12 protein-coding genes are annotated in these 12,520 nt (G+C 58.3%); 6 read left to right on the forward strand and 6 right to left on the reverse strand.

Translation table 11 applies throughout. From position 1 onward, the window contains the following. Positions 1-32 precede the first annotated feature (32 nt). The 4 genes from AC0V6Q_RS11385 to AC0V6Q_RS11400 all read right to left on the reverse strand — a co-directional run bounded on the left by AC0V6Q_RS11385 (position 33) and on the right by AC0V6Q_RS11400 (position 3,819). Entirely contained in the window at positions 33-581 is a 549-nt protein-coding gene (locus AC0V6Q_RS11385; RefSeq protein WP_486168494.1) for an endonuclease domain-containing protein, read from the reverse strand. Positions 582-821: 240 nt separating this feature from the next. Then, positions 822-2,312 carry a Fe-S cluster assembly protein SufB gene (gene sufB / locus AC0V6Q_RS11390; RefSeq protein WP_486168495.1) on the reverse strand — a complete coding sequence of 497 codons (1,491 nt, stop codon included), beginning with the start codon at positions 2,310-2,312 and terminating at the stop codon, positions 822-824. Further along, the gene (locus tag AC0V6Q_RS11395; protein WP_486168496.1) at positions 2,309-2,746 is read right to left on the reverse strand and encodes an SUF system Fe-S cluster assembly regulator; all 438 of its coding nucleotides are present in this window, start codon (positions 2,744-2,746) and stop codon (positions 2,309-2,311) included. Before AC0V6Q_RS11395 ends, sufB begins: the two co-directional genes overlap by 4 nt. Before the next feature lie 146 nt (positions 2,747-2,892). Next, positions 2,893-3,819 (reverse strand): helix-turn-helix domain-containing protein, encoded by a 927-nt coding sequence (locus AC0V6Q_RS11400; RefSeq protein WP_486168497.1) that lies wholly within the window; start codon positions 3,817-3,819, stop codon positions 2,893-2,895. A 286-nt stretch (positions 3,820-4,105) separates the two neighbouring features. Here AC0V6Q_RS11400 and AC0V6Q_RS11405 point away from each other — a divergent pair, with 286 nt between their 5' ends. The 4 genes from AC0V6Q_RS11405 to AC0V6Q_RS11420 all read left to right on the forward strand — a co-directional run bounded on the left by AC0V6Q_RS11405 (position 4,106) and on the right by AC0V6Q_RS11420 (position 9,361). Then, positions 4,106-5,173 carry a quinone-dependent dihydroorotate dehydrogenase gene (locus tag AC0V6Q_RS11405; protein ID WP_486168498.1) on the forward strand — a complete coding sequence of 356 codons (1,068 nt, stop codon included), beginning with the start codon at positions 4,106-4,108 and terminating at the stop codon, positions 5,171-5,173. An 11-nt stretch (positions 5,174-5,184) separates the two neighbouring features. Further along, positions 5,185-6,942 carry a gamma-glutamyltransferase gene (gene ggt / locus AC0V6Q_RS11410; RefSeq protein WP_486168499.1) on the forward strand — a complete coding sequence of 586 codons (1,758 nt, stop codon included), beginning with the start codon at positions 5,185-5,187 and terminating at the stop codon, positions 6,940-6,942. Between the two features lie 119 nt (positions 6,943-7,061). After that, positions 7,062-8,909, forward strand: a complete 1,848-nt coding sequence (locus tag AC0V6Q_RS11415) for an AMP-dependent synthetase/ligase (protein WP_486168500.1) — start codon at positions 7,062-7,064, stop codon at positions 8,907-8,909. Continuing rightward, complete coding sequence (locus AC0V6Q_RS11420) at positions 8,906-9,361, forward strand: SMI1/KNR4 family protein (protein ID WP_486168501.1); 456 nt, start codon at positions 8,906-8,908, stop codon at positions 9,359-9,361. Before AC0V6Q_RS11415 ends, AC0V6Q_RS11420 begins: the two co-directional genes overlap by 4 nt. Positions 9,362-9,367: 6 nt before the next feature. Here AC0V6Q_RS11420 and AC0V6Q_RS11425 read toward each other — a convergent pair whose 3' ends face one another. Then, entirely contained in the window at positions 9,368-9,898 is a 531-nt protein-coding gene (locus AC0V6Q_RS11425) for a hypothetical protein (protein WP_486168502.1), read from the reverse strand. A 98-nt stretch (positions 9,899-9,996) separates the two neighbouring features. After that, the gene (gene thiS, locus AC0V6Q_RS11430) at positions 9,997-10,980 is read right to left on the reverse strand and encodes a sulfur carrier protein ThiS (RefSeq protein WP_486168503.1); all 984 of its coding nucleotides are present in this window, start codon (positions 10,978-10,980) and stop codon (positions 9,997-9,999) included. 143 nt (positions 10,981-11,123) lie between these two features. Here thiS and AC0V6Q_RS11435 point away from each other — a divergent pair, with 143 nt between their 5' ends. Beyond that, a complete protein-coding gene (locus tag AC0V6Q_RS11435) occupies positions 11,124-12,191 on the forward strand; it encodes a COX15/CtaA family protein (protein WP_486168504.1) in 1,068 nt (355 codons plus the stop codon). Further along, positions 12,188-12,520 carry a divalent-cation tolerance protein CutA gene (gene cutA / locus AC0V6Q_RS11440; RefSeq protein WP_486168505.1) on the forward strand — a complete coding sequence of 111 codons (333 nt, stop codon included), beginning with the start codon at positions 12,188-12,190 and terminating at the stop codon, positions 12,518-12,520. Before AC0V6Q_RS11435 ends, cutA begins: the two co-directional genes overlap by 4 nt.

Genomic DNA, 12,520 nt, shown 5'->3' on the forward strand with positions numbered 1-12,520 from the left:
AAATCCGGCATGACGGGAGGGGGTAAAACGGGTCATTGGCGGCCACCGTCATCGCGGTCATGTCCGCGATTGTCTTTGCGATCTGGCCGGGAGTAATCCTGATTGGGATTGGCCTCGCGGTGGGCGCGGGCCGCGTCTTTTCTGTCGCCAATGCGTATGCGCATACCGGCGGTAATGCGCTGGAGCACGGCGTCCATGTCATCGAGAATATCGGTCGCTTTGATCCGCATGATGCGAATACCGACGCTCTCAAGGCTCTTGTCTCGCCGCTTGGCGAGCGTTTCGTCCTGATCCTCTTCGTCGATCATGATCGCCATGCCGAGGTTGTGGCAGTTGAAGTCGACAATGGCCGAGCCAACGACGGCAAAGCGCTTGAAAGTGTAGCGGCCAAGGTCGGCCTCGGCGAACTTCTTGGCGAGCGCCTTGTTCGCAGGGGAGGCAAACCGCCGCATTTCGCGCGCACGGTCGTGAAGGGCATCGAGACGCTTATCCGAAATCTTCCAGCCGCGCCCCTTTTTGGGGAGCTCGGGGGCGTCAGTGTCGCTTGTGTCGCGCAGGCCTAGGGTTTTGCGGTCAGTCATTGGGCCGCCTTTCTTGATAAAGACGCCAAAGTTCCGGATCGCGTTTTAGGTTTCGTTCGAGACGCCACCGTTTCCAAGCGGCCAGAAAACGCCACAGCTGGAGAGCCCCAAAAAGGCCGACTAAAGATGCACCTAGGGCGCGCTCATACCACAAAGATATCGCACAAAGGCCAGCGCAAAGCACCGTCATGAACAGCGGCCACCAAGGGCTCTCGTTTTGGTTGGGAGTACCGAAAAACACTACCCAACACTCCCCTCAAGCGAGATCGCCAGCAGCTTCTGCGCTTCCACAGCAAACTCCATCGGCAGCTCTTTGAGCACATCCTTGGCAAAGCCGTTGACGATCAGCGCCACCGCTTCCTCTTCGTCGAGGCCGCGTTGTTGGGCGTAGAACATTTGCTCATCGGAAATCTTGGAGGTGGTCGCCTCGTGCTCGATCTGAGCGCCGGGGTTCTTCACCTCGATATAGGGTACAGTGTGCGCGCCGCATTCATCGCCCAAAAGCAGCGAATCACATTGGGTGAAGTTGCGCACCCCTTCCGCCTTTGGCCCCACGCGAACGAGCCCGCGATAGGTGTTGTTGGAATGGCCTGCGCTGATCCCCTTGGAGATGATGGTCGAGCGCGAGCCCTTGCCATTGTGGATCATCTTGGTGCCGGTGTCGGCCTGCTGGTAATTGTTGGTGACCGCGACTGAGTAGAACTCGCCCACACTGTCTTCGCCATTGAGCACGCACGACGGATATTTCCACGTCACCGCGCTGCCGGTTTCAACTTGCGTCCAGCTGATCTTGGAGCGGTCGCCTTGGCAAAGCCCGCGCTTGGTCACGAAATTGTAGATGCCGCCCTTGCCCTCAGCGTCGCCGGGATACCAGTTCTGGACGGTCGAATATTTGATCTCCGCATCTTCCATCGCGACCAATTCCACCACGGCGGCATGGAGCTGGTTTTCGTCGCGCATCGGCGCTGTGCAGCCTTCGAGATAGGAGACATAAGAGCCCTTCTCCGCCACGATCAAAGTGCGCTCAAACTGTCCGGTGTTCTCGGCATTGATGCGGAAATAGGTGGAGAGCTCCATCGGGCAGCGCACGCCTTCGGGCACGTATACAAAGGTGCCATCGGAGAAAACAGCTGCATTGAGGCAGGCAAAGTAATTGTCGCGCGTGGGCACAACGCGGCCCAGCCACTTTTTGACGAGCTCAGGATATTCCTTGATCGCTTCTGAAATCGAGCGGAAGATAACGCCTGCGCGCATCAACTCATCGCGGAACGAGGTCGCGACGCTCACGCTGTCGAAAACGGCATCCACAGCGACTTTCTTCGCGCCCTTGACCCCGGCAAGCACTTCTTGTTCGCCAAGCGGAATGCCAAGCTTGTCGTAAACGCGCTTAATCTCGGGATCGAGATCGTCGAGCGAATCGAGTTCTACCTTCTTGGTCGGCGCGGCGTAATAATAGGCGTCCTGGTAATCGATTTTGGGATAGCCGACCTTGGCCCAATCGGGCTCTTCCATTTCCTGCCACATGCGGAAGGCTTTCAGGCGCCAGTCGAGCATCCATTCAGGCTCACCCTTTTTGCCAGAGATAAACCGAACCGTGTCTTCGGTCAGGCCTTTCTCAGCAAACTCGGTCTCAATATCCGAGGACCAGCCATGCTCATATTCGGTCGCAGCCGCCGCTGCGTCCTTGGCGTCCTGATCGATTTCCGGTTGAAGGTCGAGATTGTCGGTCATGCCGTAAGCTCTTTTTGTGAAATTGTTTGAGAGGGTGAATTTGGACGCAGATCGTCCAGAGTAATTTCGGCAAGCGCGCCGCGCAGCTTGGCGTTGATCATCGGCCAGTGCGGCTTCATGTTGCAGCCAGCCTCGTAATCGCAGTCACCGTTGTCGAGGCAGGCGGTAAGGGCAATCGGCCCCTCCACCGCTTCGACGATGTCAGCTACCGTGATCGCAGCAGCCGGACGGCCCAATTGCAGACCTCCACCCGCTCCACGCACAGAACGCAGAAGGCTCGCCGCGGTGAGTTTTGACACCAAACGTTGAACCGTAGGAACAGGAAGCCCCGTCTCATTCGCCAATTCAGCCGCGCTCACCCGGCCATCCCCGCAATGAGTCGCCGCCTGACACATCGTAATGATGGCATAATCGGTAAGATTGGAGAGGCGCATGAGAGAGGAAAAAGGGGCCTTATTGCGAGTGGTTCTTAAATCGGATTGATTCGTTCCTATTTCAAATACGCGCAATATGCTCCGATTTCAAGCGCAGCGGGAGCGCCGGCAGGGCCTCACTCTCGATATTGCCGGCAAAGAAGGGCTCAGCTGTCCAGTTCGCGCAAGTTTTGCGGGGCGATCATCTCGGACAGGAACGGCGTATCCGGGTCCTGCAGACGCGCAGGTGTGCGCCCGACGAAGAGATTGATCTCGCGGATCATGTGGGACTGATCGAAAAAGGCGCCTGCCAACTGCGCCTCGAATTCGGGGGTGAGGCTGGGAAAAGACAAAAGGGCAGCAGCACGAAGAGCACGGTATTTTCGCGCCAACGCTTGGGGTGGCAGGCCGAAATACCTCTCGGTCAAACGCTGAACCTGGCGCGTTGAATAGGCCGCCGCCTTGGTGAGGTCGTCAAGATCGGGGTTGAGCGAGGACCCAAGCCAGGTGTTGACCGTCTTGATCAACTCCGCATGGCGCGAATTGACCTTCTTCACGCGGCCTTTCAAGAAATCGCCAATGGCAGATGCGCATTCATGCCCGCTCAATTCTCCCGCCAGGTAGCGCGCATTAAGCGTGTCGCCCAAGTCCACCGCATCTTGCCCAAGGACATCGCCTGCGCAAAGGAGCCGGTCGGAATTGTCACCGGCATGAAGTCCGGTCAGCGCGGCCCAGCCGAGAGGCGAAAGCGCTGCGCCAATCGTGTGCATGGGGCCTTTGACCTGGATCGGATGAGCACTGGATTGGGGCGTCATCACAACGCTTGCGTGATTGGGATCGCGCCGCCCATCGCGAAACAGCATCTCGCCTCGTCCCTTTGGAAAAATCGCGAAATGCCCGACAGATGCAGGCTGAATATCGTAGATTTCCGGCTCATCACAGCGGAAGTGATAAAGCGTGGTCACAAAGTCGCTGATCGCAGAAGGCGGCGCTATGTAGTCAACGGTGATCAGATCACTCGCGGTAAGCTCAACGTCCAGATCAGCTGCCTCGACCCCCTGAAGGCCGGGAATTGCGTCAATACTCTCAACCATTTGCGCCCCTACCTTCAAGCGTAGGTAGAGTTAACAGAGCGATTGCGCAAAAAAAAGGGCGGCTTTCACTTGAGGAAAGCCGCCCATGTGAGTTGAGGAACTCTTTGCATCACTGCTTCGAGCCCTTCGGGTCGCAATGTTTATCTAGCGAAGGTGCGAGGGAATTAATTGTATTGAAGCGACAAGCTTTGCTGATTGCAAAAATTGCATGATTGCCGCGTTTTCCGGTATTTACGCTCGGGTTTCCACTCGACAACGTCGCGATTTTAAGGCTTAGCGATGGGCAATGCTGAACCCGTTCAAACTGTTTGACCTTGCCCGCCCCGCGATTTTTGCGCTCGATTCGGAGACCGGCCACAAGCTCGCGATCAAAGCGTTGAAGGCTGTGCCAATCAGTGCCTCCACCAAGCGGGCGCAGAAGCCTTCGAAACTGGCAATAAATGTCGCCGGGCTCGATTTTCCCAATCCCGTCGGTGTCGCTGCTGGTTTTGACAAAGATGCAGAGGTTCCGGACGCGCTCCTGGCGCTCGGGTTCGGATTTACCGAGGTCGGTTCAATCACGCCGCGCCCTCAGGCAGGCAATCCCAAACCGCGCCTGTTTCGCCTGACCGAAGATCAAGGCGTCATCAACCGCATGGGCTTCAACAATGCAGGAGCCGAGGTCGCAGTCGGGCGATTGGAAGCTCGCAAGGGTCGGGCAGGGTTGGTCGGGATCAACATCGGAGCCAATAAGGATTCCGCAGATAGGATCGCGGATTACGCTGAAATGGCGCGGGTGATGACGCCTTATGCAAGCTATCTTGCTGTCAATGTTTCGAGCCCCAATACGCCGGGTTTGCGGGCGCTTCAGGATGAAGGCGCTCTGTCAGCTTTGATTGATGGCGTGATCGCGGCGCGCGCGCAGGCAGCAGGCGACACATTGCCTCCGATCTTTTTGAAGGTTGCGCCCGATTTGCAGCCGCAGGATATTGACGCGATTGCACGCATCGCTCTCGACAAGAAACTTGGCGCGCTAATTGTGTCGAATACGACTATCTCCCGCGAGGGGCTAACCTCTCGCCACGCGGGCGAAACCGGCGGCTTGTCGGGTCAACCATTGCGCGAACTTGCGCTTCAACGGGTGCGTGATTTCCGAAAGGCAACCGGGGGCGATATACCGCTTGTTGGGGTGGGCGGAATTGCAACAGCCGAACATGCATGGGAACGCATCTGTGCAGGGGCAAGCCTCGTCCAGCTCTATTCCGCTATGGTCTATCACGGGCCAACGCTGGGCGAACAAATTTCCAAGGGTCTCGAGCGAATAATGGAATCCGAAGGCTTCGAAACCATTGCGGAGGCGGTGGGAAGCGAATAGCAAACAATCCCATGCTAAAACATGTCGCTATTCTATCGCCGATTGCTCTTGCTCTGCCCAGTTGTGCAGACGCACCTCCATCGGTTGCAAGCACTCCCCCACCTATCGCCGCTGCTGAAACCGGAGCTGTAAGCAGCGCTGATCCGCGCGCAACGGCAGCGGGAGAAGCAATTCTGGCAAAAGGCGGTTCTGCAACCGACGCAGCAATCGCGGTAATGCTCGCGCTTACTGTGGTCGAACCGCAAAGCTCTGGCATTGGCGGAGGCGGATTTATGGTCCGCGCGGGGGACAATGGCATCGTAACTTTCGACGGACGCGAAACAGCTCCCGCAGCGGCAACCGGCACACGCTTCCTTGATGAAGACGGCGAGCGCCTCGCGTTTGAAACCCGCGTCATATCGGGGCTGAGTGTCGGCGTTCCGGGCAATCTCGCCCTCGCTGCCAAAGCGCATGAACAATACGGCAAATTGCCTTGGGCTGATCTGTTTGAGCCCGCTATCACCTTGGCGCGGGACGGTTTTGTTGTGAACCGTCGGCTCCACGCATCGCTGAGCGGTCGCAAGGAACGCGCTGGCAAAACCGAAGCGGCACGCGCAATTTTCTATGGCAGTGATGGTGAGGCTCTGCCCGTCGGGACAACTGTCAAGGTGCCTGAACTTGCCGAAACGCTTGTGCGCCTCGCGGTCAGGGGGCCCGGCGCATTTTACGACGAAAGCGCCGCCGAATTCGCCGCCTATGTCGCGAGCGAAACCCCGCAAGACGGCGCAATGACCGCCGATGATGTCTCCAGCTACACCGCCAAAGAACGCGAACCGGTCTGTGTGCGTTACCGCGTTTACAAGGTTTGCGGCATGGGCCCGCCGTCATCTGGCGGGGTCGCAGTTGGCCAGATGCTGGCGCAGCTGGAGCGCTTTGATGTCGCTGCCCTTGGCCCCAACAGCCCGGAGTTCTGGCATCTGTTCCTCGATTCCCAGCGACTAGCCTATGCCGATCGCGAGCTTTACATCGGCGATGCCGACTTTGTCGAAGTCCCTGTCGCAGGTCTGGTTGATCCAGCCTACCTCGCCAGCCGCAGCGCTCTGTTGGACCCCGCCAAAGCGCTTGAGAAAGCGGAACCCGGAACGCCGCCTGGCGCACCGCTGGCCAGGGCGGACGGAAATGAGCCGGTTGAAAACGGCACAACCCATTTCTCCATCGTCGATGGGGAAGGCAATGCGATCAGCTACACCTCCACCATCGAAGGCGCATGGGGATCGGGCCTGCATTGGGGCGGGTTCTACCTCAACAACGAGCTCACCGATTTCAGCACCAACCCTGTCGCGGACGGAAAGCCTGTCGCCAACCGTGTCGAAGGGGGCAAGCGCCCGCGTTCTTCCATGGCACCCACCATCGTCTTCGATGAGCGGGGCGAAGTCGTACTCGTTATCGGTGCTGCAGGCGGGCCGACCATTCCCGTACAAGTCACCCGCTCCATCATCGGCGTGCTCGATTTCGGCATGACCGCTGAAGAGGCGCTGGGATTGCCGTTGTTCATGGCGTTTGGACCTGTTGCCATCACCGAAGAAGGCAATACCATTGCCGATATGGTGGATGAGCTGAAAGCTCTGGGACATGACCAGATCAGAGTGATTGCGCCGCGAGGCAAAACCAATGCTTTGCGCCGTATCGAAGGGGGCTGGGAAGCTGCCGGAGACCCGCGGATTGCCGAGCTTTTGTCCTATGTCCCTGCAGAAGAGGGTCCAAAGGAAAGCGCGGCCAACGCGCCATAGCCGCGCGCGCCCTACCTTGTAGCGCTGCCAATCATCGCTTATTTCAATTTTTGAGAGAGATAAGAGCGCCCATCTGATCCATCTTTGGTGTGAGTGAGCGCGAAGAGGAGCCAATTGCCGTGAACGCACCCTATTCACCGCCTGTCATTGACCCGAATGACGACCCGATCTTGCAGGATGTTGACGCTGCCCGAAATCTGGTCGAGCTTTTCCTGAAACGCGCCGATGCAAAAGGCGATGCGCCTTTCCTTGGCCGCAAGGAAGATGGCGAGTGGGTTACGCAAAGCTGGCGCGAAATCGCCGATAAGGTGTGTTTGCTGGCCGAGAACCTGCGCCGCATTGGCCTTAAGCCGGGTGAGCGTGTGGCTCTGGTTTCCGAAAACCGCCCTGAATGGTGCATCGCAGACTTGGCAATCATGGCCGCCGGATGCATCTCGGTTCCCACTTACATCACCAACACACAGCGCGACCACGCCCATATCCTCGACAACTCGGGCGCACGCGCGGTGATCGTCTCTAACGAGAAGCTGCTTGCCCCGCTGGTCGGCGCGATTGGTGAGACGGGCAATACCGACTTTGTGATCGGCATCGATGACCTCAAACGTCATCAGGCCGGCAGCTTCGAGTATCACAATTGGGACGATATGACCGCTGGCGACGCGAAAGCTGCACGTGCGGGGGTCGATGCGCGGATTGCGGATATTAGCCGCAATGACACCGCCTGTTTGATTTACACCAGCGGCACGGGCGGTGCACCTCGCGGCGTTATGCAGCACCACGGCGCAATCCTGTGCAATGTCTCGGGCGCTGCGGAAATTCTCATTAATGATTTCGGCATCTCGGACGAGCGGTTCTTGTCCTTCCTGCCGCTCAGCCACGCTTACGAACACTCCGCCGGGCAATATCTGCCCATCGGTGTGGGCGCAGAGATTTTCTACGCCGAAGGCCTCGAAAAGCTCGCCTCCAACATCGAGGAAACCCGGCCCACCATCATGGTCGTGGTCCCGCGCCTGTTCGAAGTGCTGCGCACGCGCATCATGAAACAGGTCGAAAAACAGGGCAAAGTCGCCAATTTCATGATGGATGCCGCTCTCAAGATCAGCCAAAAATCGCGCGGCGGCAAAAAGCGGCTGCGCGACCGGCCACTGGATATGCTGGTTGAAAAGACCCTGCGCCCGAAAATCCGCGCAAAGTTTGGTGGGCGGTTGAAAGCCATGGTCTCGGGCGGCGCGCCGCTTAACCCGGAGGTTGGCAATTTCTTCGCAGCGATGGGCCTTACCATGTTGCAAGGATACGGTCAGACCGAGGCTGGCCCGATCATGAGCTGTAACCGGCCCAAAACCGGGCTTCGTATGGATACGGTTGGCCCGCCGATGCGCGGCGTTGAGATCAAGATCGCGGACGATGGCGAAATTTTGTGCGCGGGCGAGCTTGTTATGCACGGCTATTGGCAAAACGAGGCAGAGACCGCGCGCACGATCCAGAACGGCTGGCTCCACACAGGCGATATTGGCCTGATCGACGAAGGTGGCCGGATCAAGATCACCGACCGCAAGAAAGACATGATCGTCAACGACAAGGGCGACAATGTTGCCCCGCAAAAGGTCGAGGGCATGCTGACCCTGCAACCTGAAATTGCGCAAGCGATGGTGAGCGGCGATAACCGGCCTTATGTCGTGGGTCTGATCGTGCCCGATGCCGAATGGGCGCTCGAATGGGCGCGCGCGAATGATGAGAAATTTGATCTCGCCGCCCTGCAAGACCTACCCGCGTTCAAGAATGCTGTACGAGCAGCGGTGGACCGGACAAACAAAGACCTCTCCGTGGTCGAAAAGGTCAAGAGCTTCGCCTTTGCGGACGAGGCCTTCACCATTGAGAACGAGGAGATGACCCCAAGCATGAAGATCCGTCGGCATAAGATCCGTGATCGGTATCAAGAGCGGATCGATGGGATGTATCGGAGGTGAGCGCTCTTGCACTAGAGGCTTTCCAAAAGGCTTGGGGTTCAATCAACTATCCACCCGAGACGGTTGACCCGCTGGCACTGGAGGCAGCGGAGCAGGAGATCGGATTTACGCTTCCGGCTACCTACAAGACTGCTGTTCTGGGTTTTGGACTACCTCAGACCACAATCGATCTCTTAGAGTTTATCGATGACGAAGAGCTCGAACTGCCAGATATTAGCGAGTTTCATGGCCCGGCTGAGATTGCAGCTTCGACGACGGGTTGGCGTGAAGCTGGAATGCCTTCGCACTTAGTCGCGATTGCGAATGATTGCTCAGGAAATCAGTTTGCCTTCAACACCAAACCCTCAAAAAACGAGGATGAAATCTGGTTTTGGGACCATGATTTCGACACCATTGAGCTAGTGGCCGAGTCCTTCGATGCGTGGTTAAAGCTCTACATCAACTTGAAGTAGCGCCTCCTAAGCCGCCTCAACATCCTCGACATATTCCGGGAGGAAGCTTGGCTGACGGTCTGACCAAGCGGGGGCGGTCGCAGCGGCTTCGCTCAGGGACTGCAAGAGGACTTTGCGATGGTCTGGGCGGATGATCGGTAGGGCTGCGGCGGCGCAAAATACGCTTGGCAGATAGGGGCGCACTTGGGCTCCCAAGAGCCGCTCATAAAGGAAGCGGAAGGCGGAGAAGCTTTCGATCCGTTCTTGCCCGAGGTCAAAAGCAGCGATGCGGATGCATTTGCCGACGAAGCGCTCGATCTCGCCAATGCCGCCTTCTTGCGGGACTAGACCACGCAAAGAACGAAGGTCCTGATAGGCGACATATTGCCGGCGGATTGCGACATTCTCGTCCTCTGTGCGGCCCCACAGGCGAAAAGCATCACAGCGCGAGAGCCCGATATCGAGGCTGCGCTTGATGTAGCGCTGCTCGGCGGGGGTAAACCCTGCAAATTCGCGCATTTCGCCAATGGTCAAGGTCGAGGTGCTGGCAAGTGTCATTCATCGTCTCCTGACTTCAGAAAACGGGTGTGACACTCTATGGTTAATACGTAGTAACCAGAGCGACTAATTTACAAATCGGTCAGGATATTGAAAGGCTAGATCAGGCCAGCAAGCGGGCTGGACGGATCGGCATATTTGCGCCGCCCCATGCGGCCAGCAAGATAAGCCTCGCGCCCGCCTTCGACCGCCAGCTTCATGGCGCGGGCCATACGGATGGGGTCTTTCGCCTCTGCAATGGCGGTGTTCATCAAGATGCCATCACAGCCGAGCTCCATACCAACCGCTGCATCTGAAGCCGTGCCAACGCCTGCATCGACCAGCACGGGCACTGACGCGCCCTCTACGATCAGGCGGATGGTCACCTGGTTTTGAATCCCAAGCCCTGAACCAATCGGCGCGCCCAATGGCATGATCGCCACCGCGCCTGCGTCTTCCAACTGCTTGGCCGCGATGGGGTCGTCGACGCAGTACACCATCGGCTTGAACCCCTCTTTGGCGAGCACTTCGGTTGCCTCAAGGGTCTCTTTCATATTGGGATAAAGCGTGCGCGCTTCGCCCAGCACTTCGAGCTTAACGAGGTCCCAGCCCCCTGCTTCCCGCGCCAGCCGCAATGTACGGATTGCGTCGTCAGCATTGAAGCAGCCTGCAGTGTTGGGAAGATAGGTGACCTTCTTGGGGTCGATAAAATCTGTGAGCATGGGCGCTTTGGGGTCGGTGACGTTTACCCGTCGCACGGCCACGGTGACGATTTCCGCGCCGCTTGCCTCGACTGCGGCTGCGTTCTGCTCAAAGTCCTTATACTTGCCGGTGCCCACGATCAGGCGCGAGGTGAAGGTGTGGCCAGCAACGGTCCAAGTATCAGCCTGATGGTCGCCCCCACCCACAAAGTGCACGATCTCCAACGTGTCGCCATCGGCCAGCGCCGCGTCTTCCAGAGTTGAGCGCGGGACAATCTCCCGATTGCGCTCAACCGCCACTTTTGCAGGCTCCAATTCAAGCTCGCGCACTAGCGCGGCGATAGTGATGGCAGAGGTCTGGCGAGGCTCGCCGTTCAGCGTGATGGAAATAGTGTCGCTCATGGCCCCTCAAATAGAGCCCTCGCACACCGGCGCAAGTGTTGCTTGGGGTGGGACCATCCATTGGGGGCTTGCATGGAATGCCTCGCGCTTTTCCGCAATTGCACTTGCTTGCGTGAGGGTCAGCGCACATTTAGAGCCGCGTCATGGCCACAACCGCGCATTCTTCGGCTCCTCCAGCCTCGCCAACCGCATTGTCGCGGCCCCTCGCGCTTGGGCGCTGGCTTGAGGCTGTCGCATTTCTCGTTGTGATTATCGTTCTGGTGGGCGGCATCACCCGCCTCACTGAAAGCGGCCTTTCGATCACCCATTGGAGCGTTGTGACCGGCATCCTCCCCCCGCTGACCGAGGCTGGGTGGCTGGCCGAATACGAGCTTTACAAGCAGACGGGCGAATACAAGTTTGAAAGCGGCCCTGCGGGGATGGATCTGGACAAGTTCAAATTCATCTATTTCTGGGAGTGGTTCCACCGCATCCTTGGCCGGGTGATCGGACTTGCCTTCTTGCTGCCGATGGTCTGGTTCTGGGTGAAACAAGCAATCCCGACAGGCTACAAACCGCGCCTGCTCGCCATGTTTGCCCTGATCTGCGGTCAGGGTGCGCTTGGCTGGTATATGGTGAACTCGGGCGTTGGCACCGACCTTACCGATGTCAGCCATTTCCGCCTGTCCGCCCATTTGCTCACCGCGCTATTCCTGCTCGGCGGGCTTGTCTGGACCGCGCGGGACCTGCGCAATCTGGCGAGCAATCCCGACGCGGTACCAGCAAAGCTCACGACCCCGTCTGCGATTGTAGCGGGCGTATTGTTTATCCAGCTGCTCCTTGGCGCATGGGTGGCGGGGCTCAATGCTGGCCATGCCGCATATGACTGGCCGCTTATGAATGGACGCCTAATCCCAGAGGTCAGCTTTGAGGGCGGGTTCTTTGCAACGCTGACCAATGACCCCTTCCTCTTGCATTTCCTCCACCGCTGGTGGGCATGGATCGCGGTTGCAGCGCTGGTTTACCTTGCCCGCCGTGTGCGCAAGAGCGACCGCGCCGCTTCAATAGCAGTCCATAGCGCCTTCGGCGTCATGGTTATCCTCGGCATCACCACAGTGCTCACCGAGGTTGAGCTTTGGGTAGCAGCAGCCCACCAACTCACCGGAGCGCTTCTGGTCGCCTCAACCGCATGGGCGATGCATTCAGACGGCGAGCGCAAGGCCAGCGCATGAGCGATGGCCTGCAAGCCGCGCTGATATGGTGCCCTTGCCCCGATCCCGAAACCGCGCGCTGCCTTGCAGAGCAATTGCTCAAGGAAAAGCTCATAGCCTGCGCCAATATTGTGCCAGAGATCACCTCGGTTTTCGAATGGGAGGGCGAGACGCATAGCGAGAACGAGGCAGGGCTGCTTTTGAAGACAACAGCGGCCTTGCTCGATCGGGCCACGACGCGGCTGGGTGAGCAACACCCTTACGACACGCCCGCAATCGTTGGATGGACATGCGACAAAGCGCATCCGGACACTTTGAACTGGCTCGGCGGATTGCCCGGGCACAAGTGA

This window comes from Erythrobacter sp. S227 (assembly GCF_057364925.1).